Below are 25,802 nucleotides of genomic sequence, written 5' to 3' on the forward strand. Positions count from 1 at the left end.
GATGCGTACCGACCGGGGGCGGGATCATCGACCTGGGGGACGAAGCCCGGCTGATGCCCCTACCCCCGGCGGGATCATCGACCTTGGGGACGAAGCCCGGCTGATGCCCCTACCCCCGGTAGGTCGGCGTAGAGGCGGTGCAGCGCGGCGAGGGAGAGGCTGCGGACCGGGCGGCCCCACCAGCGGGAGTCCTGGAGGGCGGCCCGCGCGGCGAGGTAGCCGCAGCCGCCGTGCACCCCGCCCCCCGGGTGGGTGGCGGCACTGCCGAGGTAAAGACCCTCGACGTGCGTGCGCGGTCCCCCGAGTCCCGTGACGGGCCGCCAGATCGCCTGCTGGAAGAGCTGCATCGTGCCGCCACCAACTGCCCCGCTGCCCAGGTTGGCGTTGGCGGCGTGCAGGTCCTGGGGACGTTGGTCCCACCGGTCGACGAGGTGCTCGCGCCACCCCGGGGCCAGGTCGTCGAGCATGTCCTCGCACGCGTCCGTCAGGCGGTCGGCCGAGGCGGCGTCGGTGATACCCCGCGGCAGGTGGGTGTAGAGCCACAGCGCTTCGGTGCCCTCGGGCGAGCGCGACGGGTCGATCGTGGTCATCTGGCCGACCAGGGCGAACGGCCGCGAAGGCACCTGCCCAGACCCGAGGTCGGCGCTCCACCGGACGAGGCCCTGCCTGTCCTGGCCGGCGTGCACGACGGCCGCGCCGTGGGCGCGCTCGGCCACCCACGGCATCGGTGCGGACAGGCGGTAGTTGAGCTTGAGCGTCGGCAGGTCCCACTCGAACCGGTCGAGGCGGGCCCGCAGCCCGGCCGGGACGGCCGAGGTGGGCAGCAGCCGGTCGTAGAGGTCGGGCGCGCTCGTGTCGGCGATGACGGCGCGACGCGCCCGGATGCGCCGGCCGTCGACGGTCTCGACGCCGTGCGCGCGCCCACCGGCCACGGCGATCCGCGCCACCTGCTGACCGGTCTCGAGGCGCGCGCCGGCGGCTCGGGCCCGAGAGGCGAGCGCGTCGGCCAGCCGTTGCGTCCCCCCGCGCGGCGAGGGGAAACCCACGTCCTGCGCGAGCATCGACATGATCCAGCCGAACAGCCCGCTGCCAGGTGCCTCTGGCGGGATGTCGGCGTGCATCGCGTTGCCGCTGAGGATCTGCCCCCCACGCGCGCCGTTGAACAGCTCGGCCCCCATCCGGTCGACGGGCAGCAGCGCGAACCGCACGAAGTCCGGCACCTGCGTGGCCCCGATGCGGGCCAGCAGCGGCCCCACGGACCTGACCGGTGGCCACCTGGTCAGCAGGCTGGCCAGCAGGGGCTCACGTATGGCGTCCCACTGTCGCACCAGGCGCAGCCAGGTGTCTCCGTCGCCGGGATGGTCGGCGTCCAGCAGCGCGGCCGTCGCCTCGGCGTCACCCTCCATGGTCGAGCCCTGGGCGTCATCGCCGGACGCCACGTGCACGACCGGACGCTCGGCGTGCGCCCACTGCAGGCCGTGGGCGGTGAGGTCGAGCTCGCGCAGCACCGGCGACGCCGCGCCCAGGGGGTGGCAGGCGCTGAACTCGTCGAGGACCCATCCGTCGACGTCGCGGGACGACACGGCGCCGCCGAGGGTGTCGCGCGCCTCGAGCAGCAGCACGTCCCAGCCTGCGTCGGCGAGGGTGGCGGCGGCCACGAGGCCGTGGTGGCCGCCACCGACGATGACGGCGTCCACGACCTCGGCGCGCTCGCCGGTCGCACGGGTGCCCGCCGCCCGGATCCCACGGCTGCCCGGCGCGCGGGTCGTGCGGGTGCCCGTCGAGTCGGTCTCGCGGATGTCCGCTGCGATCCCGGTCCCGGAGCTGCGCCTGCTTGCGTCAGTGGTGGCCATGGTTCACCCATGCCCCGCCCGACCCTGCTCGACACCCGCCCGACCCTTCGCGCTGCCGCGCGAAGGGGCCTGCTCTGCCGGATCTGCCCCGACAGCCGTCAGCTGCCCACGGCTCGCCCCCACTGCAGGGACGCCTGGTCGGCGGCCCGGCGGCCGCGGTCCCAGCCCTCACGATCGCGCCCGAGCGACATGGACACGTGACGCACCCGGGGGAAGAGCTCCTCGACATACGACTCGACCGCCTCGGTGCGCTCCTGGAGCACCGGCACCAGCTCGCGACCTCCCGCGGCGGACATCTCCTCGGCGGCCTGGGCGGTCTCGGCGGCGGTCACCTCAGCCAGCCGCTCGCCGATGCGGGCGCCGAAGGCGGCGAGGAAGGACTGGCGGAAGCTGCGCGTCCGGGATCCGCCGCGCCAGTCGAGCCGCTTGCCCTCGGCGTGCATCGCGCGGGTCGCCTGGACGAGCAGCGAGGTGTAGAGGGTCTCGACGGCGTCCAGGTCGTGGGGGAACCCGAGCAGCGTCACGTAGCCGTCCTCCTTGGCCCACACGCTCCTCGACCGGTTGGCGTCGGCGACCGCCCCGAGGAGCATGACCTTCTCCCGCACGTACGGCGTCTCCATCCACAGCCGCCGCCCGTCCGGTCGCTCGTCCCCGCCGGCCGGGGCGCTCGCCGCCAGGACCGCGTGGTCGATGCTGTGCCGGGCCATGAGGGCCTGGGCCCCGGCGGTGAAGGTCTCGGCCTCCGCCTCGTAGGGGGTCGACTCGGCCTTGGCCAGCAGCTGCCGCACGCGCGCCAGGACCTTGTCGTCCACGTCGACCGGTGTCGACGCGGACCGGGACGTCGCCTCGCCCGGCCTGGCGCCGAGCTGCTGCATGGCGGGCAGCGACCGCAGGACATGCTCGAGCCGCAGTGCCACCTCGTAGCCGATCGCCTCGCTGCCCCACTGCCCGACCCGGGCGGTCAGGCAGGAGTCCGTGGTCGACCACCAGACGGAGGCCTCGGCGAGCTCGAGCTGGTCGTGCCAGCGCTGCTCGACCCTCGCCCGTGGGTAGGCGGCCAGGTCCGCGGCCATCACGTCGCCCAGCAGCTCGACGACGCGGGTGACCGTCTCGGGCTCGGCCCGCACGTGCCGGGCGGACCGGCCCACCAGGTGGTGCAGGTCCATGGGCTGCCAGCCGGTGCGCCAGCGCTCGTCGAGCGCCAGCCTCAGCCGAGTGGTCAGCGTCTGCTCGACCACCGCCCGGCCGCCGGTCGCGTGTGCGAGCGTCACCAGGTCGACGACGGCGTCGTCGAGGGCCCAGACGGACCCGCCCATCAGCGCCCTGACCCCGTCCAGCGCCAGGTCGTCCGCCCGCGCGGCCACCTCGTCCTTGTCGGGTCGCGTGGACGACCCTGCTCGTTGCTGCCTGCTCACCGTGACACCTCTCAGAACACCTCAGGACCATTCACCGGTCCAGCTCGTCGCCCCCAGTCCTGACAGCACCCACTCAACCACGGGGGTCCGACATACCCTCTCCCACCACCCCGGGGAATAATCTGATGTTATGACTGATTGGTGCTGACGTTATCCTCGTCCGCCCCACCCCCGCCGGAGAAGGTCCCTATGTCCACGACCGCGAGCGCCACGCCCACAAGGCGTCGTCGCCTCCCGTCCTTCAGCATCCAGATCCTGATCGCCCTCGTCCTGGGCCTCGTCCTCGGTTGGGTGGCCCTCACCACGGGCCCGACCGCCGGCGGCGACGACAACTGGCTGACCGTCGTGCTCGACACGATCGGGTCGACCTTCGTCACCCTCCTCAAGGCACTGGTCCCGCCGCTGATCATCACCGCCATCATCGCCTCGATCGCCAACCTGCGCGGTGTCGCCAACGCGGCCCGCCTGGCCGGCAAGACCCTCGTGTGGTTCGGCATCACGGCGCTGGTCTCGGCGATCATCGGCATCGTCCTCGGCCTGATCGTCCAGCCGGGTCGCCACACGAGCGTGAGCCAGAGCTCCGCCAAGGCGCCGAGCACGCAGGGCGGCTGGCTCGACTTCATCGACCAGCTGGTCCCCGGCAACTTCCTGGGCCTGTCGGTGAGCTCCCACCCCGTCACCGGCCCCGGCGGCGCCCTCACCTCGGTCGACACCAGCGTGAGCTTCAAGGCGCTCCAGCTGGTCGTCATCGCGCTCGTCGTGGGCATCGCCGCGCTCAAGGTCGGCAAGGCCGCCGAGCCGTTCCTGGCCTTCAACGCCTCCGCGCTCGCCATCGTGCAGAAGGTACTGTGGGGGGTCATCCTGCTCGCCCCGATCGGCACCGTCGGCCTCATCGGCCGCGCGATCGCGACCTACGGCTGGTCCTCGCTGACCCAGCTCGGCACCTTCGCGCTCGCGATCTACGCCGGGCTGCTGATCGTGCTGCTCGTGCTCTACCCCGCGCTGCTCCTGGCCCACGGCCTCTCCCCGCGCAGCTACTTCCGCGGCGCCTGGCCGGCCATCCAGCTCGCCTTCGTCTCCCGGTCGTCCCTCGGGACCCTGCCCGTCACCCAGCGCGTGACCGAGTCCCTGGGTGTGCCGCGCGAGTATGCCGCCTTCGCCTCACCTCTGGCGGCCACGACCAAGATGGACGGCTGCGCCGCGATCTACCCCGCGATCGCCGCGATCTTCGTGGCGCAGTTCTTCGGCGTCGACCTCGGCCCGCTGGACTACCTGCTCATCGTCGTGGTGTCGGTCATCGGCTCGGCCGCGACCGCCGGCCTGACCGGCGCGATCGTGATGCTGACCCTCACCCTGTCCACGCTGGGCCTGCCCCTCGCCGGCGTCGGGCTCCTGCTCGCGATCGACCCGATCCTCGACATGGGGCGCACGGCGGTCAACGTCGCGGGCCAGGTGCTCGTGCAGATCATCGTCGCGCGACGCGAGGGCATCCTCGACGAGGACGAGTTCGCCCGGGCCGAGCCCATCTCGATGGACTCGCGGCCCGCGCTGGCCCACGCCTGACGGCGCAACCGGGCAACGGTCCGGCGGCTCATCAGCACTGACAGTCCGTACGGCGAGCGCCCACCCCATCCGGGGGCCGGGCGCTCGCGCGGGTCTGCGGTGGGATGGGGGGTTCGCAGTGGCGGGCTGGTCTCGTGCTGCGGGGTGAGACGGGTGGGGGAGGGTGAGGCGGGTCCGCCGCACGGCGGACGAGGGCCGGCTGATGCCCCTGCCCCCGGCGGGATCATCAGCCTGGGGGACGAAGCCCGGCTGATGCCCTTACCCCCGGCGGGATCATCAGCCTGGGGGACGAAGCCCGGCTGATGCCCTTACCCCCGGCAGGGAAAGCCGGTGCGGGTGTCGACCACGTTGACCAGCGGCTCGCCGGTGACGTGCGCGGCGGCCTCGGGCCCATGCCGGGCGTCGAGATCGCGACGCCCGGCGGCCGCCCGGACACGGCGACCGCCGTGGCCGTCCAGCAGGCCGCGAGTCGTCACCGCCGGCTCACCCTCACGTGCATGCGGTCCGCTCGGTAACGTGGTCCGGGTCATGCCCGCGCTCGTCGTCTCCATGGAGGAGACCGATCTCGGGCTGGACAGGTTCCGGGCCTCCGTCGAGGAGGTCACCGGGGCCGCGGGCAGCGACCGCTGATCAGATCGACCACCGAGCACGACACCCTCCAGGAGGTCCCCGATGACCGTGCAGCTCGTCACCGCGTCCGACGCCGAGTCCCAGCGGGCGCAGGAGGTGGTCGCCGACGTCCCCACCGGCCTGTTCATCGACGGTGAGTGGTGCGACGCGGCGTCCGGCAAGACCCACGACGTCGTCAACCCCGCCACCGAGCAGGTCATCGCGACCATCGCCGACGGGGGTCCCGAGGACGCCCGCCGCGCCATCGAGGCGGCCGCCGCGGCCCAGCGCGACTGGGGTCGCACCGCCCCGCGGGAGCGCAGCGAGATCCTGCGCCGCGCCTACGACCTCATCATGGAGCGGCAGGACGACCTGGCGCTGGTCATGACCAGCGAGATGGGCAAGCCCGTCGCCGAGGCCAAGGGCGAGGTCGCCTACGCCGCGGAGTTCTTGCGGTGGTTCTCGGAGGAGGCGGTCCGCATCGGCGGAGACATGATGCTCTCCGGCGACGGCTTGACCCGGATCTTCGTGTCCCGCCAGCCGATCGGCCCGTGCGTGCTGGTCACGCCGTGGAACTTCCCGCTCGCCATGGCCACCCGCAAGATCGGCCCCGCCATCGCGGCCGGCTGCACGATGGTCTTCAAGCCTGCCCACCTGACGCCGTTGTCGAGCTTCGCCCTGGTCGACATCCTGGTCGAGGCGGGCCTGCCCGCCGGGGTCCTCAACGTCGTGTGCTCCTCCGACGCCGGCTCGGTCGTCGAGCCGTGGATGAGCAGCGGTCTGGCCCGCAAGGTCTCGTTCACCGGCTCGACCGCCGTCGGCGTGAAGCTCCTCGAGCAGGCGTCGCAGCACGTCATGCGCTCCTCGATGGAGCTCGGCGGCAACGCGCCGTTCATCGTGTGCGAGGACGCCGACCTCGACAAGGCCGTCGACGGCCTGATGATCGCCAAGATGCGCAACATGGGTGAGGCCTGCACGGCCGCCAACCGGATCTTCGTCCACCGCTCCGTGCACGACGCGCTCGCGGACAAGCTGGCCGAGCGCATGGGCGCCCTGTCGGTCGGCGACGGCCTGGCCGAGGGCGTGCAGGTGGGTCCGCTCATCGAGCCCAAGGCCCTCGACAAGGTGGTGAAGCTCGTGACCGACGCCGTGGACCGCGGCGCCGAGGTACGGTGCGGCGGCGACCGTCCCAAGGGTGCCGGCTACTTCTACCCGCCGACGGTCCTCACCGGCGTCGACCCCGGCTCGGCGCTCATGGAGCAGGAGATCTTCGGCCCCGTTGCCCCGCTCATCCCCTACGACACCGACGACGAGGTGGTCGAGCTCGCCAACGCCACCCCGTGGGGGCTCATGGGCTACGTCTACACCGAGAGCCTAGAGCGGGCTTTCCGCCTCGGTGAGGCCATCGAGACCGGGATGGTCGGCCTCAACACCGGTCTCGTGTCCAACCCCGCCGCGCCCTTCGGCGGCGTCAAGGCGTCGGGGCTGGGGCGCGAGGGCGGCAAGCTCGGTATAGAGGAGTTCCTCGAGGTCAAGTACCTCGCCGCCCCCCGGACCTGACGAGGAGCGCGGGACGATGACCTCCACCCCCGAGGAGTCCACGGATCGGCTCGCTGCGGTCCGAGCCCGTATGGCGCACCAGGGGCTGGCCGCACGCGTGGTCACCGACCCGCCAACCTGTTCTACCTGACCGGCGACAACGCGTGGTTCTTCTCCACCCCGCAGCTGCGCACGTGCCCTCCGAGGGCAAGTTGGGCGCGACTCATTTCCTCCGGCTAGCTAGCCCCCGGGTTCGGCTTGATTTGCCTACGACCCCCTCGTTCGGTGGGGAGGGTAGGGTCTGGAAAGTCACCACACAACGATTGGAGATTCACCATGAAGGCTGTGGTCTATCAGGGACCGCGCGATGTCGCAGTCACGGATGTCCCGGACGCGAAGATCGAGCGACCCACCGATGTCCTGGTCAGGGTAACGACGACGAACATCTGCGGCTCGGACCTGCACATGTACGAGGGGCGGACCTCCTTCGAGGTAGGTCGGACGTTCGGTCACGAAAACATGGGAGAGGTGGTGGAGATCGGCAGTGGCGTGGAGAAGGTCAAGGTCGGCGACCGGGTCGTGCTGCCGTTCAACATCTCGTGCGGGTTCTGCAAGAACTGCGAGCGCGGCCTCACGAACTACTGCCTGACGACGCAACCTGACCCGTCGGCCGCCGGTGCGGCCTATGGGTTCGCCGAAATGGGCCCGTACGGCGGCGGGCAGGCAGAACTGCTCCGTGTGCCTTTCGGTGACCACAACGCGCTGCGCCTGGGTGAGGATGCGGAGGAGAAGGAGAACGACTACGTCATGCTCTCCGACATCTTCCCCACCGGCTACCACGCCACCGAGATGGCCGGCGTGATCCCGGGCGACAGCGTCGTGATCGCCGGGGCTGGCCCCGTGGGACTGATGGCTGCCCTGTCGGCGACGATCAAGGGCGCCTCAAAGGTGATGGTGGTCGATCGTCACCCTGACCGGCTCGCTCTGGCCGAGCAGATCGGCGCGATCGCGATCGACGACTCCAAGGTCGACCCCGTGCAGGCTGTGCTGGACCAGACCATGGGGCTCGGAGCCGACCGCGGCTGCGAGTGCGTCGGCTACCAGGCCCACGATCCCCAGGGCAACGAGGACACCGCCGCCACGCTGAACATGCTCATCAACTCGGTCCGGTTCACCGGTGGGATCGGCACCGTCGGCGTGTTCGTCCCCCAGGACCCGGGGGCCAAGGGCGAGTTGGCCAAGCAGGGCAAGGCGGCCATCGACTTCGGCACCCACTGGTTCAAGGGACAGACCATGGGCACCGGTCAGGCCCCCGTCAAGCGGTACAACCGCCGGCTGCGAGACCTGATTGCGGCTGGCAAGGCGAAGCCGTCCTGGATCATCTCCCACGAGATCTCGCTGGACCAGGCCGCCGATGCCTACAGGAACTTCGACTCCAGGTCGAAGGGTTGGACCAAGGTCGTCATCAAGCCCGGCATGTCGACCGAGAAGAAGGCGAGCTGACATGGCGGCAGATCTGCAGGGCAAGAGGGTCGCGATCCTCGCCGCCGACGGAGTCGAACGCGTCGAGCTCGAGCAACCCCGCGAAGCGCTGAACCGCGCGGGCGCTCAGACCGAGGTCCTCTCGATCCACGACGGCGAGATCAAGGCCCGTAAGAACGACCTGGATGAAGCGGGCACGTTCACCGTCGACGGGTTGGTCGCCGACGCCTCGGTGGGCGACTACGACGCCCTGCTGCTTCCCGGCGGCACGGTGAACCCCGACCAGCTCCGGGTGGACGAGGGCGCCGTTTCCTTCGTCCGCGACTTCGTCGAGAGCGGCAAGCCAGTGGCCGCGATCTGTCACGGGCCGTGGACGTTGATCGAGGCCGGCGTGGCCGCCGGTCGCACCCTGACGTCGTTCCCGAGCATTCGCACCGACCTGCGCAACGCCGGCGCCGACGTCGTCGACCAGGACGTGGTGGTCGACAAGAATCTCATCACCAGCCGCTCGCCGGAGGACCTGCCGGCGTTCTCCGAGGCCATAGTGTCCCAGCTCGCAGGCACCACGACGAAGGAAGAGGAGAAGTCATGAGTGTGACCAAGGGATTGCTGGTCAGGTTTGACGCGTTGCCCGGGAAGGAGGACGACGTGAAGGCGTTCCTTGACAGCGGCCGTGCGCTTGTTGAGGACGAGCAGGCGACCACCGCGTGGTTCGCGATCCGCCTCGGGCCGACCTCGTTCGGGATCTTCGACGTGTTCCCCGATGACGCCGGACGTGACGCCCACCTGTCCGGCCCTGTTGCGGTGGCTCTTGGCGAGCAGACCGGCACGTTGTTCTCCGAGCCGACGATCGAGAAGCTCGACGTACTGGGCTCCAAGCTCCCCGCCTGACACCACAGACCGGGAGTACTGGCCCAGAGAGGAGGGGTCGCTGCGCACGGTGACTTCGGGCTTGCACAGCCCGCTGACGTCGTGGCAGCGGCCCCTTCTCTTGCGGCCTATCGCTCATCACCAACAGATCGAGGAACCGCGATGACAGCAACTGACGACGGCGTTGCCACGACGCGTTCACCCGAGGTAGCAGTGATCGGGGGCGGGGTCGTCGGTCTGTCGACGGCGTACGCGCTGCGGGAGCAGGGCGTGCCGGTGCGCCTGTACGAGGCTGGTCTGCCCGGGACGGGTCAGTCCGCAGGCGAGTCGCGGATCTTCCGGCATGCCCACGACGACCCGCGACTCGTCGCTTTCGCGCGCGAAAGCCGCGGCGTATGGGATGAGTGGGCCGAACACTTCGACGTCGAGCTGGTCTCATCAGACGGTGTCCTGGCGATCGGAGACAGCGCCCTGGCGCGGCTGCGGGTGCTCGACCAGGTCGGCGGCGTGCAAGCGCACGAGATCGACGCGGCCGAGGTCGCCCAGCGAATGCCGCTGCTCGCTGGGTACTCGGGGCCGGCGGTGCTCGACGAGTCGGGCGGCGCGATCCGCACCCGCGCCGCGATCACGGCACTCACGGGTGCCCTCGCAGATGCGGTCACCACCGGGGAGGTCATCTCCATCGATCCCCGCGCCGACGGGACGGTCGAGGTGCGCAGCGTCACCGACCGGGCTGTCTACTCCAAGGTGGTCGTGTGCGCCGGCCGCGAAACCGCCCGGCTGGCACGCAGCGTCGGCTTGTCGCTGCCGGTTCGCCTTGCCGCACACGTCCGGCTGACCTTCGACGTGAAGGCCGCCGCCCCGGCACGAGTCGCGTGCCTGCAGGACAGCAGCGGCGTCTTCGGCGAAGTCGGCGTCTACGCGACGCCGCTACCGGGCAACAGCAGCTACTCCGTCGGACTCAGCGAGACCGTCGGCGTCCGCGACGACGGAACTTTCATCGACCCTGCGGCCATTCGATCGCTGGACGAACGCGCACGCGAATACGTGACACGGGCGCTGCCCGGTCTCCACCCAGAGCCGCGCGACTTCCTTCACTGCTGGGTGACCGACCTCCCGTGGAGTGAGGACGGCGTGGCCGTGTGGGAGGCAGGCTCTGTCTTTTTTGTGGCCGGTCACAATTTGTTCAAGCAGGCACCTGCGTTGGGTCGCGCTCTTGCCCGGGCTGCGACCGGCGGCGGTCTCCCCACCGAGCTCACGCCCGAAGCGCGCCTCGGCGAGGCCCAGGGCTAAGCCCGGGGTTGGTTCGCCAGGTCGAGGATCCCGCCGGGGGTAGGGGCATCGACCGGGCTTGGTTCGCCAGGTCGATGACCCCGCCGGGGGTAGGGGCATCGACCGGGGATAGTTCGCCAGGTCGATGATCCCGCCCCCGGTAGGTACGTCTGGTCATCCGGCCCTCGCGGCCCGGACGCTCCGTCAGAGATAGGGCCTGGGCCGATGGCCGGCCAGCCCCGCCGCCCGCCCGGCGACACCGCACAGCGACACCGCGACCCCGGCGAGCCGCTCGGGGTCGCGGTGGTGCACGGCGCCGGCCACGTTGACGAAGGGCCACACGAGCGAGCGACCCAGCGCCGCCAACGTGTGGCCGTAGCCGAAGAACTCGACCTCGGTGTCGGCGTTGGCGGCGTTCTCCTCGAACGCGCGCAGCAGCGCACCCCGGTTGCTCAACCGGTGCGGGGGGAGCGGCTCGTGCACGACGGCGGCGGGCGACCACGCGAACCGTGCTCCGAGCGACCGCGCCCGCAGGAAGAACGCGAAGTCCTCCCCGCCGGACAGCCCGCGGTGCGGGGCGAACCACGGTCGCGGCATCCGGTCGACGAGCCGGCGAGAGAGCAGGAGGTTCTGCCCACCGTCGAGGGAGGAGACCAGGCCCTCGCGGCGCGGGGCCGAGGTGGCCAGCAGGTAGGACCGCACGAGCGTCGGGTAGGTCTTGGTGATGCCCATGTCGACGGGCCCGCTCGCGCAGTCGGCGTCGTAGCGTCGCGCGCAGTCCACCAGGGCCATGAGGGCGCCGGGCTCGGGGAGGCCGTCGTCGTCATACATCACTAGGTACTCCCACTCCGGGTCGACCTCGTAGGCGGTCGTGACGAGGGCGTTGCGCGCCTGCGAGATGCCTCGCTCACGGACCGGACGCACCGTGATCGGGATCGTCGTGCCGCAGCCGACCTCCTCGACCACCCGCTCCACAACCGGGTCGCAGTCGTTGTCCGCGACCACCACCGAGACCGGATGGCCCTCGGCCTGCTTCGTCACCTCGAGCAGCAGCCCCCGGAGCAGCTCGGGGCGTCGGTACGTCGGAATGCCCACCACGATCGGCACAGGACACCACCCCCTGGTTCAAGCCTACGACCGGGGGTGATGGCCGTGGTGCAATTGTCCTGGAATCCCCAGGGCGGCCTCCCACGGACGGGTCAGCCAGTAGCGCTCCAGCTCGGGCAGCCCCTCTGGCTCGTCGAGTCCGTGCGGGCCGAAGCGCAGCGGCGCCACCTGCGTCGCGTAGCGACCGATCCGGCGCGCCTTGACGACGCGGTCGACCGGCACGGCATACGCCTCGACGTGGAACCCGTGCCGCCCGACCAGGCCGTCTATCTCGTCCTGCCCCGGCCGCGCCGAGCCGTAGGGCACGTCCTCGTAGTAGCCGAACCTGGTCAGGCGGTCGGTCAGGTGGTCGGTGAGCGTGTCCCGCACCCAGCGGTGGTCGGGGTTGACGCCGGCGCCGACGGGCGCGGCGTGCTCCCCGGTGGCCGGGGGCATCGCCCCGGCCTCCCCCCGGGACAGGGCCTCGCGCACCAGCCGTATGCCGCTGCGCCCGGCCCGCAGCCCGAGCCGCGCCAGGCGGCGGGCCGCCCGCACGACCAACGGTCGGCGGGGCATCGGCGGGTCGGGCAGCACCCCGGTGGCGGTCGGCAGGAGCACCAGGCCGCCCTCGTGCTCGCGCAGCCAGGCATCGACCCAGGCGGTGAGGGTGGCGGCGTCCTCGGGAGTCCGGCCCGCGGTGAGGTACTGCTGGTCGAGCACGCCGAGGTGGTGCCGACGGTGCGGCGTCCCGGCGAGCGCGGCGTCGTCCTCGGCGAGCCGGACCTCCATGGCCTCGTCCGAGTCTTGGAAACCGGACAGTGTGTCCCACTCGGTGACCATGGGCTGGGCGGGGCGGGCCGTGCAGACGGTCAGGACGTCGAGCGGGGCCTCGCGGCCGATGAGCGTCTCGCAGGAAAGGACGGCGTCGTCCAGGTGCGGAGATACCACGAGGACGGCACCGTTGAGGGGCGTGGGGATCGGCATACGGGCTCCTCCATCTGCGGGTGGGTCGACGGCTCAGTCCCGGGCGTCGCAGAGGGCCCAGGAGGCGGCCGCCGAGGCCACCGTCACGACCCCCACTGCCGGCCAGGCGCCGATGCTGCGGGCCAGCCGGTGCGACCCGACGAACCCGCCGAGGTAGGTCACCGCCAGCACGGCCGTCGTCCCCGGGTCGGTGCGCGCGAGCCAGGTGCGCCCGGCGAGCAGGCCGCAGGCCCCGAGCAGGACGCCGCCGAGCGGACGGACGCCGGTCTCGCGGGCGAGCGCGAAGCCGCCGGCCAGGCCGAGGACGGTGAGGGGGGCGGTGGACACGTCGGAGGCAGGCTTGAGATCCATGCCCCCACCGTATGCCGCCCGCCCCGGCGCAGGCGGGTGACCGGCGACGCGGCGGGGTATGCCCAGACCCATGAGCGACGACGACCAGAACCCGCACGTGACGGACCAGACCACGCAGCCCGACCAGGGGCCCTTCCACGACGTCGACCCGACCGGCGCGGGCCAGAGCGCTGACGAGCGGCCGGCCTACCCGGACGCGGACCAGGACACGGGTGTGGACGACCAGGGTGGCTACGAGGGCGGCGAGCCGGCCGGGCAGCAGCCCACCGAGCAGGTGCCCGAGCCCACCTCGGGCGACCCCGAGACGCCCGGCGAGTCCGACGAGGAGGGCAACGCCGAGGGCCTGACCCAGGGGATCAACGCCGGCTGACCTCCGGGTCGGCCTGGAGGTCCGACGCGGCGCGCGAGCCGACGAGCCCGCCCGTTCCGATGCGCTCCGTCGGGCCCCCGTGACGCCCGGTCACCCCTCCTCCGGGAGGGTTGACCGGGCGTCCGCGATCTCATCCTTGCGGGGGAGGCGCGGGCCGCGACGTTCCGGCGAGGGTGGAGGCACACCGACCACCCAAGGAGACGTCATGAGCAGCAGCACCGCCCGCCGGACGATCATGGCCGGCACCGTCCTCACCCTGATCGCGTCGACCGGGGCCGCAGCGGCACCCGCCGTCGCCGCCCCGCAGCCCACCCACCTGGCCGACGCCCGCAAGCCCTCGCCTCAGCGGGTCCTGCAGGCGTCGGTCGACCAGCTCGACCGCGCCGGCGCCGTGGGGGTCGTCGCCGCGGCGACCCGCGACGGCCGATCCTGGTCGGCCGCGGCGGGAGTCCGCAGCACCACGACGCGCGTCCCCGCCCGGCCCACCGACCGGGTCCGCGTCGGCTCGATCACCAAGCCGATGGTCGCGACCGTCGTCATGCAGCTCGTCGACGAGGGCAGACTGCGCCTCGACACCAAGGTCGGCCAGGTCTATCCCGGGCTGCTGCCGGGGCATGGCGACATCACGATCGAGCAGCTGCTCAGCCACCGCAGCGGGTTGCCGGACTACGTCCTGCCGCTGGCCAAGCAGGAGCAGGCGATGAAGCTCACCGTCGAGCAGTCCTTCGCCCGCCGGCACACTGACCGCGAGCTGATCAGGCTCGCCCTCACGGAGAAGGTGGGCAAGCCCGGCGCTGCCTTCCGCTACGCCAACACCAACTACCTCGTGCTGAGCCAGCTGCTGCAGAAGCGCACCGGTCAGAGCATCAGCGACCTGCTCACCCAGCGCGTCTTCCGCAAGGCGGGCCTCAAGGGCACGTTCTACGCCAAGGAGCGGTGGATGCCCACGAACTCCCTGACGGAGTACTACGTCGAGGGCCCCAAGGTGGTGGGCTTCCGGCAGAACGCCACGCTCTTCGGCGCCGCGGGGGCCGCGGTCTCCACGCCCGACGACCTCAACCGGTTCATGACCTCCCTCATGCGCGGCAAGCTCACGTCCAAGCGCAGCCTGGAGCAGATGCTGCGACCGCGCAGCGCCACGCCGATGTCCTACGGGCTGGGCGTCTACTCGCTGCCCGACCCCTGCTACGCGGCCCCCAAGGGCAAGACCCCCAAGGGCAAGGGCGGCACCAACGCGAGCACCAGGCGGGTCTACGGCCACAACGGCACCACCTACGGCACCCACTCGGCGTCGGTGAGCACCCGCGACGGTCGCCGGGCGGCGTCCGCGTCCCTCACCGGCCGGTTCTTCCCCCCGAGCGACCTCACGAAGCAGCCGATGCCCGACGTCGCCGTCGCGGCGGCGCTCAGGGCCCTGTGCTGACCGAGTCCGTGCTGACCGAGTTGCCCAGCGTCCGGCTCGTCCTCGGGGTCGCCGCCAGCGCGGCCCCGAGGGCGCAGGCCGCCGCGCAGCCCAGCAGCACCGGGGTCAGACCCCACGCGCTGATGGCGGGGGCGAGCAGCGCGAGGCCGAGCGGCGCGCAGCCGTAGGACTCGACGAAGTACAGGGGCGTCACCCGCGCCAGCCGCTCGGGCGGGACCTCCCGCTGCGCGGCCGTGAACCACGGGACGCTGAACACCTCGATGCCGATGCCGCCGAGCGCGTACGCCGCGAGCACCAGGACCGGTGACGGCGAGATCGCCAGCGCGAACGGCACGAGCGCGTAGGCCCCGACCCCGGCGAAGGCCCACCAGCCGACGTTAGTCGGTCGCCAGCCTGCGACGAGCGCGGCCCCCACGATCGCGCCGACGGTGTAGGCCGTGATGGCGACGGCGAGCACCGTCTCGCCCCCGAAGCGGTCGCGCGAGACCAGCGGCAGCGCGACGCAGGTCGCGGAGTAGCCGAGCGCCATGACCGGCAGCAACCCGCCCAGCCCGGCCACGAACCACGGGTGCCGTCGCGCCTCCTGCACGCCCTCGCGCAGGTCGTGGGCGGCCACGCGCGCCAGGGCGATCGGTCCTGGACGTCGCGCGCCGGTCGCGTCGTCGGGGGGTGATCGCCCGCTGTCCCGGCTCGACGGCGTCGACCCCCTGGCCCGTATGCCGGGCCCGCCCGCTCGTGGGGTCGCCGCCTCGCGGCAGGGCCGCCGTCAGGACCCACATCACGGCGGTGGCCAGTAGGATCCAGGTCAACGAGATCCGCTGCGAGGCAAGCCCGGTCAGGGCCGGGCGAGCAGCGTCGCCACCCGGACGGACAGGCTCCTGGCGGCGTTCGCCTGCTGCCAGCCCTCCGGCGCCACCTGCTCGCGCACCATGGCCTGGAAGGTCGGGCGGCAGGTGGCCTGGCGACGGGACCTGGTCGCTGTCCTACTCCCCCCTCACGCCGACGCTCGCGAGTGCCCCGCCCCCTAGTGCGCCTACCGGGTGGACGCCTGGGCCGACGCCCGTCCTCCCACCACCGCACACCATTGGTCACCAATGGCGTCTGGGGACCCGTTTGGATCGTTCACAAACGTTAGTGGTGACCACTGGGCGTCGGCTGGGGGAGGAAGGGGCGCGCCACGCGCCCACCCCTCGCGCCATTGGTCACCAATTACTCTCAGGGGCGCGATTGGATCGTTCACAAACGTCAGTGGTGACCAATGACGCGAGGGGGTGTGTGTCGACACAAAGTGTTAACTCGGCAACTCAGTGTGAATGCGCAACGACAGGTGGTGACGGTGCGCGGTGGCTCAGGCGGGCCCGGCGTTGGTGGACGTCAGCGTCAGGAGCAGGCGCACCGACTCCTGCAGGTGCTCGGCCGCCCCGCGGTGGTCGCCGAGCTCACCCAGCGCCGTGCCGAGGTGGTGGTGGGCGTCGGCCAGGTCGGAGGCGGCGAGCAGGTGCCCGTCCTCGAGCACCCGCTCCATGTGGGCACGCCCCTGCGCCCAGTCGCCGGTGGCGCAGGCGTACTTGCCCTGCACCAGGTCCAGCTCGACCTGGTCGCTGCGGGCCGAGCTGAGCGAGAAGGCCGTCGCCGCCTTGGCGAGCAGCCCCGGCACGGCGTCGAGGTCGACGTCCGCCTTCAGCCGGAAGTCCGCGGCGGCGCGGTGTACCCGACCCCACCGGCGCAGGTGGCCGTCCGGGTCGATGGCCGCGATGGCCTGGTCGTAGTAGCTGAGTCCCGCCTGGGGGTCTCCGGTCGAGAGGGCGAGGTTGGCCAGGGCCCAGTAGGCGTTGCCGGCCTCGAGCCGGTTGGGGGCGTCCGCAGCGCCGCGGGCGAGGTCCGGCGCCCAGCTGATCGCGTCGCTGTAGCGGTGCTGCTGCCCGAGCGCCGACACGAGCGCGGTGAGGGCGGCGACGCCGGTCGAGCGCCAGGTGGGGGTGGTGCGGAAGGCCATGACGGCGGCCCGGGCCTCGGTGACGGACCCCTCCAGGTCGCCGGTCACGCGCAGGGCGACCGACAGGACCGTGCGCACCCGCCCCTGCAGGATCGTGGACTGCTGCGTGAACCAGTGGTCGACGAGGGCTCGGGCCTGCTCGACGACCTGGTCGGCGAAGTCGTTCTCGATGCGCAGCGTGAGGTCCATCAGCGCGGCGGTCCACCAGAGGTCCAGGCGGTCGGCCTCGAGGGCGAAGTCGCGCAGGTCGGATGCGGCCTTGATGGCACCCTCGAAGGTATGGGTCGTGAGCACGCTGAGCGCCTCGGTCTGCAGGACCGCGGCGCGGGCGTCGCCGCGCTTGCCGGAGGCGAGAGCCCAGGCGCGGACGTGCTCGACCGAGAGGCCGAGCCTGCCGGCGACGTGCTCGACGATCTCGCGGCTCGGCGCGCGGTGCCCTGACTCCACGAGGGAGATGTAGCTGCGGGAGAACTCCGGCTCCCCCAGCTCCGACTGGGATAAGCCGGCCGCGACCCTCGCCGCGCGCAGCGCTACTCCGAAACCGTTCTCGTCGCTCATGACCTATTCCCAACTGTTGACAATGCGAGTAACGTACCGCTTGCCGCATCCCCCCGCCAGTAGGAGATTCCCATCATGATTGCCAAGGCCACTCGCGCCATAGCCGTTCTCACCCTCGCAGCCTTCGCTCTGGTGCCCACCGTCGGTGGCAGCTGGCCCACGAGCCAGGACCCCACGGTGGGCGGCAGCTGGCCCACCAGCCAGGACCCCACCGTCGGTGGCAGCTGGCCGACCGTGCTCGACGCTAGCTGATCTGCCTGGTCAGGGCCGCTTTCCTGGCTCGGACGCGCCCGACCGGGTGGTCAAGGCCCCCGCTCGACTCCTCGGAGTCCTGCGGGGGCCTTGCGCGTGCGGAGGGAGGGGGCCGTATGTCGTGCCGCCGGTCACCGACTCGCGATCAGGCGGGCACGGTCGCGTGCAGGGGCAGCTCGAAGAGGCGCTAGGCGTGGGTCAGGCCGCGCGGCGCCTTGACCGTCATGACGAAGCCCTCGGCCAACCGCCGCCGCCAGCTCGCGAAGCTCGCGTCCCGGGGCCAGCGGTAGTGGCTCGCGTTGAGCTCCACGGTCGCGAGCTCCGCGACGTAGCAGGCGAGCCGGCCCCCGGGACGCATGCCGGGCGGGTAGAGGACGCCGTCCCAGTGGGCACAGCTCCAGCCCGAGGTCCCGAGGAGGACGCTCACCCCTCGAGCTCGGCCAGCGCCCGTGGGATCTCGGCAAGCAGCTCGCGGGCGAGGAAGCCGCGCCGTCCGTGCACCGCGACCAGGCGCTCGCCCGCGCGGCCGTGCACGTAGGCGCCCCACACCCCGGCCTGGGCGGGCTCCGCGCCACGCCCGAGCAGCCCGACCAGCATGCCGGCCTTGACGTCGCCGGAGCCGCTGACGGCCATGCCCTGACCGCCGGTCTGGACCGCCCACAGGTCGGCGGTGGCGCGCGTGCCGGGGGTCGTGACGTAGGTCGTGGACGCGCCCGACACGACCACGGCACCGGCACGGCGGCTGAGCCGTAGCGCGGCGCCGAGCGGATCCTCCGACACGGCGTCCTCGTCCTCGTCGAGCGTCTGGGCGAGCTCTGCGGCGTTGGGGGACAGGATGACTCGCCCGTCCAGGTGCTTCACCCCGTCGGCGTGCTCGGTGAGATAGGCCATGCCGAGCGCGTCGATGACGACCGGCACGTCGAGGCGCGGCACGACGCGCTCGAGCAGCGCGACCGCCGCGTCGGGGGACATGATCCCGGGGCCCAGCAGGACCGCGGCGCAGCCCTCGGCGAGCTCGACGATCTCGTCGGCGGTCCCGGGGGCGAGGTTGCCGTCGTCGTCGGCGGCCAGACCCGCGACGTAGGCCTCGGGGATGGACATCCCCATCGGCACCGCCAGCGGCTCGACCGTGGCGATCTGGAGCTTGCCCGCGCCGGCGCGCAGGGCGGCCTCCGCGGCGAGCACGACACCGCCCGGCATACGGACGTTGCCGCCGACCACGAGGACGCGGCCGTTGCTCTCCTTGTCGCCCCCATCGCCGGGTAGCTGCCACTCGCGCAGCAGCCCCGAGGAGACGACCTCCGGTCGGCGACTCACGCGTCGGCCTCGCCGGCAGCGGGCTCCTCGTGGGTGGTCTGGGCGCCCTCGTCGTCCAGCGCCGCCGTCTCGGCGTAGGCGACCAGCTCGAGCGAGCCGTCCTCGGCGCGGTCGTAGGAGGTCATCGAGCAGTTGGGCAGCGGCGTCTCGTTGTCGATGGTGATGATCCCCTCCTCGTCGAGACCCTCCAGGACGAGGCGGAAGCTCATGATCACCGCCTGGTGGCTGAAGATCCAGACGTGCTCGTCGGCGTACTCCTGACGGATGTCGGCCAGGACGCTGCGGACGCGCAGGGCCACGTCGCACCAGGACTCGCCGCCCGGGGGCCGGTAGTAGAACTTGCCGACCTTGGTGCGGCGCTCGGCCTCCTCGGGGTGCTCCGCCCGGATGCCGTCGCCGGTGAGCCCGTCGAAGATCCCCAGGTCACGCTCGCGCAGCCGCTCGTCGAGGACCAGCGAGTGGTCCAGCCCCGCCCCCCGCAGGGCCGTCTCGGCCGTACCCCGCGCCCGCGCGTACGGCGAGGACAGGATCACCTCGGGGCGGTGGGCCTCGGGCAACCGCGCCAGGTGGGCCCCGAGGGCGGTGGCCTGCTCGGTGCCCAGGTCCGACAGCGGGGTGTCGGCGTCGCGGTAGTCGAGCGCCAGCCTGCCGTGACCGGCCTTGCGGGCCTCGGCGTCCGCCACGTTGCCGAGGCTCTGGCCGTGGCGGACGAGCACGAGCCGGCGGGGGGCGGTGCGTCGCCCCGCGGCGATGGAGTCGGTCTGCTCGGGCACGATGCCTCCTGCGGGTTGGTCCGGGCGTCCTTTCCGGCTACCCCGTATGCCGCGCCGCCAGACCCCGACCACCCGTCCGCGGGTCACTTTTCGACGACGTTCCCCGCCCAGACGTGACCGTTCGACGAGGGGGTGGCGTGAGATGGGGGAGTATCCGGCATACGGCATATCTCTCCATCCCCTCACATCCCGCCGCCACCCACACCACGAAGGACACCACCGTGAGCACACCCGCCACCACCGCCCATGCACGGCCCGCCCCGAGCCGGACCAAGACGCTGCTCGGGACCGGCGTCGGCAACGCGCTCGAGTGGTACGACTGGAACGTCTACGCCACCTTCGCGACCTACATCGCGGCGCAGCTGTTCTCCAAGGCGGACCCCGCCTCCGCGTTCCTGTCCACCCTCGCGATCTTCGCGGTCGGGTTCGTGGCCCGGCCCTTCGGCGGCTACGTCTTCGGCTGGCTCGCCGACCGCATCGGGCGCAAGCACTCTCTGATGGTCGCCGTCATGCTCGCCTCGGGCGGCTCGCTGCTCATCGCCGTCGCGCCGACGTATGACGCCGTCGGGGTGTGGGCCTCGGTGATCCTGCTCGTGGCGAGGTTGCTGCAGGGCCTGGCGCACGGCGGCGAGCTGCCCTCGGCACAGACCTACCTCGCGGAGGAGGCACCCCGCGAGCGGCGCGGGTTCTGGGCGTCCTCGATCTACGTCTCCGGCACCGTCGGCCTGCTGATCGGCATGTTCCTCGGCCTGATCCTCGAGACGACGCTCAGCGACGCGCAGATGGACGCGTGGGGCTGGCGCGTGCCGTTCGCGCTCGGGGCCGTGCTCGGGCTGTTCGCGCTGTGGATGCGCACCCGGCTCGAGGAGTCCGCGATCTTCGAGGAGGAGGTGGGCGGCGAGGGCGCCCCCCGCGAGAACGTGCTCGCCGGCGTGTGGCGCCACAAGCGCCAGGCGCTGCAGGTCATCGGCATGACCATGGGCCTGACGATCACCTACTACGTGTGGTCCGTCAGCACCCCGGCCTACGCCATCAAGGTGCTGAAGTTCGACAAGACCGACGCCTTCTGGGCCTCGATCATCGGCAACACCGTCTTTATCCTCGCGCTGCCCGTGTGGGGTCTCGTGTCCGACCGGATCGGCCGCAAGATCCCCATCCTGGTCGCGCTGCTCGGCTCGGCGGTCCTCTACATCCCCATGACCTCGGTGATCGGGCACAGCATGGTGACGCTGGCGCTCGCGATCTCGGTGATGCTGATCCTGCTCGCCGGCTATCTCGCCATCGCGCCGGCGGTGTATGCCGAGATGTTCCCCACCGACGTGCGGGCCACCGGCGTGGGTGTGCCGTACGCCATCTGCATCGCGCTGTTCGGCGGCACCGCCCCTTACGTGCAGAACTGGCTCGCGGCGGCGGTCGAGTGGCGGTGGGCGTTCGCGACGTACGCGATCGTGGCGCTGCTGATCTCGGCCGCGACGGTGCTCACGCTGCCGGAGACGCGCGCCAAGGACCTCAGCCACTGACCGGTCCTGGCCGTATGCCGCACCCGACGCCTGGTGCGCGCCAACGGGTGGATTTCGCCACCGTCATGCGTGGCGTTCTCCACCCGTTGGTGGTGGCGATGACCCGTGAGCCCCGGGCTGGGCGGCACAGGTGACCCGACGGGGCACTTTCGGTGCTCTAACCGTCGGTCTGGCGCCGCCACGCGCCCCGGCGAGTCACTTCTGTCGTCGGCGTCGGCCGCGGGGTGGTGCTGGGGCGCGCCGAGGGGGCGGAGGCGTGAACGGGTGGGTTTGGCCACCGTCATGCGTGGTGTTCTCCACCCGTTGGTGGGAGCAGTGAGCCGTGAGCGCCCCATTGGGTGCTGGGGGTGACCCGACGGGGCACTTTCGGTGCACTAACCGTCTGTCTGGCGCCGCGACGCGTCCTGTCGGGTCACTTCGTGTCGTCAGCGGCGGCCGAACAGTTTCTTGAGGAAGCCCTTCTCGGGCACCGGCTCGGGAGCGGGGATGGGCTCGGGCTGGGCGATGGGCTCCGCCCGCGGCAGGGGCTGCGGCTCGGGCGTGGGCTCCGGTGAAGGGGTCGGCTCGGGTGCGGGTGCAGGCTCCGGCGAAAGGGCTGGCTCGGGCCCGGGCGTGGGTGCAGGCTCCTCGTCCGGCAGGGGATGCGGGGTGGGGGTCGGCTCGGGGGTCGAGGGCAGCTGGCCGGGGATGCGCTCCGGCTGGACCGGGGGCTCAGGGGCGATCTCGGGCTCCGGCAGCACGGGCTCGGGGACGACCGGCTCGGGGGTGACCTCGGGCTCCGACGCTATGGGCTCGACTGGCGTGGGCGCGGGCTCCGGCTCCGGCGACGGGGCGGGGGCGGACGCGGCGGCAGGCTCCGGGGCCGTCGGGTAGGCGAGTTCGTCCTCGGAGGGCTCGTCTACGCGGAGGCCCGGCTCACCGAAGTCGCCAGCCGTCGGCTCGGCCACCTCGACGACCGGATCGGGCTGGACCGGCTCGGGCGTGACGGAGGCGGGCTCTGTCGCAGCCGTCGCCGTGGGTGCGGGCTCGGGTGCGGGCTCGTCGCCATACGACAGGCCGACGAATCGCTTGGTGCTCTCGGCGAAGACGTGAACCCCGTCCTGCGCGGCGAGGTGCTCGACGATCCCGCGGGCCTCGTCGGCGTGCTCGCCGCTCGCGTCCGCAGCGCCCGACATGTCGATGACGGTGGTCGCGTTGATCACGGGCCGGCGGCGGGCGCCCTCGGGGAGGTAGTCGGCGTACATCTCGCCGACGCGGTCCGCGTCCTCGAACCAGTAGGTGTAGGCGTAGCCATCACGCGTCCACGTCAGCTTGAGGGCGGTCTGCTCGGTGGACCCGCCGGGGACGGCCTCGTCGAGCAGGGCCACGAGGCGGTCCTTGTCGAGACCTGCGGCTTCGGTGGCAAAGATCATGTGCGGGTATGCGCTGGCCATGGGTCCAGTCTCCCCGATCGCGCTCGGGAGCGTGACACGGGTGGTGCCAGAGACCTGAGGCGGCCCCACGTGAGGGGATCCGTTCACGTCGTGGGCCACCGTCGTTCATCCGCCATTCGGGTGAACGACGTCCGACCTGCCTACCGTCCAGGCAGCGCCCCCGCGCCGGTCGACCCCCACGCACCCGAGGAGCCGCGGTGCTCGCTTCACCCGACAATGGGATCCCCGTCCTGCGGACCGACGACGCCCGTCGTCGCCGCCTCGTCGTGCCGATCCTGGTGGCCCTGGTCGTCGGCGCCCTCGTCGTGGCCCTCACGGCCGCCGGGCGTCAGGACCGGCTCGCCGGGAGCGGGTCGACGCTGGGGCAGCCGCTCATCGACCGATCGATCGAGGCCTATCGCTCGGCCGCGTCGGCCGACAACCCCGACCGCCCCGGAGCGACCGGCAACGACTGGGTGCTGGACGGCTCGGGGCTGGAGTACGAACCGGTCGGGTCGATGGGCGGGATCATGCGCCTCGCCGAGGACGACGTCGCCTTCGCCGTCTCGGACTACCCGCTGAGCAAGGCCGCCCTCGACGAGCGTCAGGTCGTCCAGTTCCCGCTCGCGGTGGGGGCGCTCGCGGTGGCGCACAACCTCGACCTGCCCCCGGGCGCGACGCTGCGGCTCGACCAGGCAACGCTCGCCGGGATCTACACGGGGGCGATCACCCGGTGGGACGACCCGGCGATCACGGCGCTCAACCCCGGCACGCGACTGCCGTCCACCACGATCACCGCGGTGCACCGCAGCGACGGGTCCGGGTCGACGGCCGCCCTGACGCGCTACCTGTCCGGTGCACCCGGCTGGACCGCGGGGCAGGGCGCGCTCGTCAGCTGGAAGGGCGGGGTGGCCGCCGAGCGGTCGAGCGGTCTCGTGCAGGCCGTGCGGCAGCGTCCGGGATCGATCGGGTATGTCGAACGCACGCAGGCCCAGCAGTCGGGGCTGCGACTCGCGCAGCTCGAGAATGCCGCGGGCGCCTTCGTGGGCCCGACGGACGCCGCGATGCGGGTCTCGGTGGCGGGCCTCGACTACGCGGGGCGTGACGACTACGTCGGGCTCGCACCGACCTCCGCCGAGCGCGCGGCCTATCCGCTGACCGTCCCGATCTATGCCCTCGTCGAGCGCCGACCGGTCCGAGAGACGGAGGCGCGCCAGGCCCTGGACTTCCTCCGCTTCGTGCTGGAGGACAGCGCCGACCTGCACGAGCGTGCGGGCTACCTGCCCCTGCCCGGCGCAGCCGTGGGGCAGATCGAGACCTACTGGCGCGGCCACCTGCCGTACGCCCCTCGCTGACATCGGCCCTCGCACCTCCGCCTCACGTCCGGCTCGCCCGAGCTCGCCCCTCCTCCCAGCCCGCCCGTCACAGTCAGGACAGCACGCATGGACGTCGACATCTTCAAGGACATCCTGGTCCCCGTCATCGGCGGCCTCGGGATCTTCCTGCTCGGCCTGGAGTTCATGGACAACGGCATACAGGCGCTGTCCGTCAACAAGATGCGCAAGTGGCTCGCCACGATGGCCGGCACCCCCGCCAAGGGCGTCGTCGCCGGCACGATCATCACGGGCATCATCCAGTCGTCGACCGCGATGACGGTGATGACGGTCGGTCTGGTCAATGCCGGTGTGCTGTCGTTGCGCTCGGCGATCGGCGTGATCATGGGCGCCAACATCGGCACCACGCTCGGTAACGGCCTCATCGCCCTGCCGCTGGGACCGATCGGGCTGCTGAGTGCCGGGATCTTCGCGTGCGTCTACTGCTTCTCCAAGGTCGACAAGGTGCGCAACATCGCGCTCGCGGCCATGGGATTCTCGTTGATCTTCTACGGCCTCAACCTCATGACCGGGGGCCTCAAGCCGCTGCGCAAGATGCCCGCCGTGATGGACGTGCTGTCGTCCCTGGACTCGACCACGTTCATCGGCGTCGTGTCGTGCGCCCTGATCGCCGCCCTCATCACGGCGATGATCCACTCGTCCTCCGCGACCATCGGCATCGTCATGGGTCTCGGCGCCTCGGGGGTCCTGGAGTGGCAGACCGCCATCGCGTTCGCGATCGGCGCCGACCTCGGCACCACCATCACGTCCTGGATCGCCTCGCTCAACCTGTCCAAGAACGCCAAGCGAACGGCCTACGCCCACATCGCCTTCAACTTCATCGGGGTGTGCGTCGTGCTGGCCCTCTTCTTCCCTGCCATCCAGGTGCTGAAGTGGGCGATGGGCTTCTTCGGCGGCGACCCGGGGGCGGCGGTGGTCGTGGATGGGCAGGAGACCTATCCGCTCGTCCCGGTGGCCGTGGGGATGTTCTCGATCTTCTTCAACATCTTCAACGTGCTCATCCTCTTCCCCTTCGTCAGCACCTTCGAGCGGGTCCTGTCGCGGATCGGGCACACCGACGCGGAGGACGCCGAGGACTACGCGGAGCCGAAGTACCTCGACCGCTCGCTGCTGGGTGACTTCCCGCGCGCGGTGGGGGCGGTGCGCGCCGAGTCCGGTCGGGTGCTCGAGGCAGGCGCGCTGTTCATCGCCATGGCCCGCGGCGAGAAGCAGGCGCCCAAGGACACCGCCGAGCACTGGGAGGCGACCGACTCCCTGTCCCGCGAGATCCGGGCCTACTCGGCCGAGCTGTTCACGGACGACCTGGACCGGACCCAGATGGACCTGGTGGGCAGCCTGATCGAGGAGGTCGACTTCACGACCTCGCTCGCGGACAGCCTGCACCAGATCGCGCGCCGGGTGGAGCGGGACGACTTCAGCCCAGCGGGCAAGGCCTACATCGCCGAGGGTCTCGAGCGCGTCGACGTCGCGCTGGACCACGTGATCGACCGGCCGGAGACGGTCGCCCGCGAGACCGCCCCGTCGTCCTTCGAGGACCTGCGGTGGCGGGTCATCGACACCGCCAGCCTCCCCGCCGGCGAGAAGGGCGCCCTGCTGGCCCTCCTCGGCTCGATCGAGCGCGCCGAGGCCCTCGTCGCCCGCATCGCTGCGGAGCGCGCGTCGGTGGACCGGGGCGTCGCCGGCGGCGCGGTGGCCGCGCAGCCGTCAGGGTCCTCACCGTCGGCGTAGCCGGCGCTGCTCTGATCCGGCGCCGCTCTGAGCGG

General features: G+C 71.9%; 23 protein-coding genes and 1 pseudogene. 12 read left to right on the plus strand and 12 right to left on the minus strand.

What is annotated here, in order from left to right:
* Positions 1–74: 74 nt before the first annotated feature.
* Positions 75–1,853, minus strand: a complete 1,779-nt coding sequence (locus ACF3NS_RS03710; protein ID WP_392467877.1) for a phytoene desaturase family protein — start codon at positions 1,851–1,853, stop codon at positions 75–77.
* Between the two features lie 98 nt (positions 1,854–1,951).
* On the minus strand, positions 1,952–3,268 hold the full coding sequence (locus ACF3NS_RS03715) for a DUF2786 domain-containing protein (protein ID WP_392467879.1): 1,317 nt from the start codon (positions 3,266–3,268) through the stop codon (positions 1,952–1,954).
* A 189-nt stretch (positions 3,269–3,457) separates the two neighbouring features.
* On the opposite strand from ACF3NS_RS03715, the gene ACF3NS_RS03720 reads away from it, so the two are divergent.
* Complete coding sequence (locus ACF3NS_RS03720) at positions 3,458–4,831, plus strand: dicarboxylate/amino acid:cation symporter (RefSeq protein WP_392467880.1); 1,374 nt, start codon at positions 3,458–3,460, stop codon at positions 4,829–4,831.
* A gap of 308 nt (positions 4,832–5,139) precedes the next feature.
* Here the strand turns inward: ACF3NS_RS03720 and ACF3NS_RS03725 are convergent, their stop codons facing one another.
* Positions 5,140–5,307 (minus strand): hypothetical protein, encoded by a 168-nt coding sequence (locus tag ACF3NS_RS03725; RefSeq protein ID WP_154592198.1) that lies wholly within the window; start codon positions 5,305–5,307, stop codon positions 5,140–5,142.
* Positions 5,308–5,503: 196 nt separating this feature from the next.
* On the opposite strand from ACF3NS_RS03725, the gene ACF3NS_RS03730 reads away from it, so the two are divergent.
* From ACF3NS_RS03730 to ACF3NS_RS03750, 5 genes are all read left to right on the plus strand, one after another.
* Positions 5,504–7,000 (plus strand): NAD-dependent succinate-semialdehyde dehydrogenase, encoded by a 1,497-nt coding sequence (locus tag ACF3NS_RS03730; RefSeq protein ID WP_154592199.1) that lies wholly within the window; start codon positions 5,504–5,506, stop codon positions 6,998–7,000.
* 315 nt (positions 7,001–7,315) lie between these two features.
* Positions 7,316–8,482: a glutathione-independent formaldehyde dehydrogenase gene (locus ACF3NS_RS03735; protein ID WP_392467883.1), complete on the plus strand. Its 1,167-nt coding sequence runs from the start codon at positions 7,316–7,318 to the stop codon at positions 8,480–8,482.
* 1 nt (position 8,483) lies between these two features.
* Positions 8,484–9,053, plus strand: a complete 570-nt coding sequence (locus ACF3NS_RS03740) for a type 1 glutamine amidotransferase domain-containing protein (RefSeq protein WP_392467885.1) — start codon at positions 8,484–8,486, stop codon at positions 9,051–9,053.
* Positions 9,050–9,352 (plus strand): putative quinol monooxygenase, encoded by a 303-nt coding sequence (locus ACF3NS_RS03745; RefSeq protein ID WP_392467886.1) that lies wholly within the window; start codon positions 9,050–9,052, stop codon positions 9,350–9,352. The genes ACF3NS_RS03740 and ACF3NS_RS03745 overlap by 4 nt, the downstream gene beginning before the upstream one ends.
* A 141-nt stretch (positions 9,353–9,493) precedes the next feature.
* On the plus strand, positions 9,494–10,624 hold the full coding sequence (locus ACF3NS_RS03750; RefSeq protein ID WP_392467887.1) for an NAD(P)/FAD-dependent oxidoreductase: 1,131 nt from the start codon (positions 9,494–9,496) through the stop codon (positions 10,622–10,624).
* A 183-nt stretch (positions 10,625–10,807) separates the two neighbouring features.
* Here the strand turns inward: ACF3NS_RS03750 and ACF3NS_RS03755 are convergent, their stop codons facing one another.
* Genes ACF3NS_RS03755 through ACF3NS_RS03765 form a run of 3 tightly spaced genes read right to left on the minus strand, consistent with a single transcriptional unit; the run spans position 10,808 to position 13,024 of the window.
* Positions 10,808–11,698, minus strand: coding sequence for a glycosyltransferase family 2 protein (locus tag ACF3NS_RS03755; RefSeq protein ID WP_392467888.1), 891 nt, complete (start codon positions 11,696–11,698; stop codon positions 10,808–10,810).
* 36 nt (positions 11,699–11,734) lie between these two features.
* Complete coding sequence (locus ACF3NS_RS03760) at positions 11,735–12,673, minus strand: hypothetical protein (RefSeq protein ID WP_392467890.1); 939 nt, start codon at positions 12,671–12,673, stop codon at positions 11,735–11,737.
* Between the two features lie 33 nt (positions 12,674–12,706).
* Positions 12,707–13,024 (minus strand): hypothetical protein, encoded by a 318-nt coding sequence (locus ACF3NS_RS03765; protein WP_392467891.1) that lies wholly within the window; start codon positions 13,022–13,024, stop codon positions 12,707–12,709.
* A 70-nt stretch (positions 13,025–13,094) separates the two neighbouring features.
* On the opposite strand from ACF3NS_RS03765, the gene ACF3NS_RS03770 reads away from it, so the two are divergent.
* Together ACF3NS_RS03770 and ACF3NS_RS03775 are read left to right on the plus strand one after the other, a co-directional pair.
* Entirely contained in the window at positions 13,095–13,394 is a 300-nt protein-coding gene (locus ACF3NS_RS03770; RefSeq protein WP_392467893.1) for a hypothetical protein, read from the plus strand.
* A 205-nt stretch (positions 13,395–13,599) separates the two neighbouring features.
* Positions 13,600–14,817 (plus strand): serine hydrolase domain-containing protein, encoded by a 1,218-nt coding sequence (locus ACF3NS_RS03775; RefSeq protein WP_392467895.1) that lies wholly within the window; start codon positions 13,600–13,602, stop codon positions 14,815–14,817.
* Here the strand turns inward: ACF3NS_RS03775 and ACF3NS_RS03780 are convergent.
* Together ACF3NS_RS03780 and ACF3NS_RS03785 are read right to left on the minus strand one after the other, a co-directional pair.
* Positions 14,801–15,433 (minus strand): hypothetical protein, encoded by a 633-nt coding sequence (locus tag ACF3NS_RS03780; RefSeq protein ID WP_392467896.1) that lies wholly within the window; start codon positions 15,431–15,433, stop codon positions 14,801–14,803. The two genes, ACF3NS_RS03775 and ACF3NS_RS03780, sit on opposite strands and share 17 nt — an antisense overlap.
* Before the next feature lie 732 nt (positions 15,434–16,165).
* Positions 16,166–17,371, minus strand: coding sequence for a helix-turn-helix transcriptional regulator (locus ACF3NS_RS03785; protein WP_239266239.1), 1,206 nt, complete (start codon positions 17,369–17,371; stop codon positions 16,166–16,168).
* 75 nt (positions 17,372–17,446) lie between these two features.
* Between ACF3NS_RS03785 and ACF3NS_RS03790 the strand changes: the two genes are divergently transcribed.
* Complete coding sequence (locus ACF3NS_RS03790) at positions 17,447–17,623, plus strand: hypothetical protein (RefSeq protein ID WP_019287500.1); 177 nt, start codon at positions 17,447–17,449, stop codon at positions 17,621–17,623.
* Between the two features lie 190 nt (positions 17,624–17,813).
* Here ACF3NS_RS03790 and ACF3NS_RS03795 read toward each other — a convergent pair.
* The 3 genes and pseudogenes from ACF3NS_RS03795 to ACF3NS_RS03805 all read right to left on the minus strand — a co-directional run.
* Positions 17,814–18,050 (minus strand): annotated as a pseudogene (locus ACF3NS_RS03795) (DUF72 domain-containing protein); the annotation flags it as partial.
* A complete protein-coding gene (locus ACF3NS_RS03800) occupies positions 18,047–18,940 on the minus strand; it encodes an NAD(P)H-hydrate dehydratase (protein WP_288798629.1) in 894 nt (297 codons plus the stop codon). The gene ACF3NS_RS03800 and the pseudogene ACF3NS_RS03795, both read right to left, overlap by 4 nt.
* Positions 18,937–19,713, minus strand: coding sequence for a histidine phosphatase family protein (locus ACF3NS_RS03805; RefSeq protein ID WP_392467897.1), 777 nt, complete (start codon positions 19,711–19,713; stop codon positions 18,937–18,939). Before ACF3NS_RS03805 ends, ACF3NS_RS03800 begins: the two co-directional genes overlap by 4 nt.
* Positions 19,714–19,934: 221 nt before the next feature.
* Between ACF3NS_RS03805 and ACF3NS_RS03810 the strand changes: the two genes are divergently transcribed.
* The gene (locus ACF3NS_RS03810) at positions 19,935–21,233 is read left to right on the plus strand and encodes an MFS transporter (protein WP_392467898.1); all 1,299 of its coding nucleotides are present in this window, start codon (positions 19,935–19,937) and stop codon (positions 21,231–21,233) included.
* A 425-nt stretch (positions 21,234–21,658) separates the two neighbouring features.
* On the opposite strand, the gene ACF3NS_RS03815 is transcribed toward ACF3NS_RS03810, so the two are convergent.
* Complete coding sequence (locus ACF3NS_RS03815) at positions 21,659–22,666, minus strand: hypothetical protein (protein WP_392467900.1); 1,008 nt, start codon at positions 22,664–22,666, stop codon at positions 21,659–21,661.
* A 197-nt stretch (positions 22,667–22,863) separates the two neighbouring features.
* Here ACF3NS_RS03815 and pstS point away from each other — a divergent pair, with 197 nt between their 5' ends.
* Together pstS and ACF3NS_RS03825 are read left to right on the plus strand one after the other, a co-directional pair.
* Positions 22,864–24,000, plus strand: a complete 1,137-nt coding sequence (gene pstS, locus ACF3NS_RS03820) for a phosphate ABC transporter substrate-binding protein PstS (protein WP_154592213.1) — start codon at positions 22,864–22,866, stop codon at positions 23,998–24,000.
* 87 nt (positions 24,001–24,087) lie between these two features.
* A complete protein-coding gene (locus tag ACF3NS_RS03825; RefSeq protein WP_392467901.1) occupies positions 24,088–25,767 on the plus strand; it encodes a Na/Pi cotransporter family protein in 1,680 nt (559 codons plus the stop codon).
* Positions 25,768–25,802 lie beyond the last annotated feature (35 nt).

Origin of the sequence: Arsenicicoccus cauae, from assembly GCF_043162025.1 — a bacterium.
Lineage (GTDB): Bacteria > Actinomycetota > Actinomycetes > Actinomycetales > Dermatophilaceae > Arsenicicoccus > Arsenicicoccus cauae.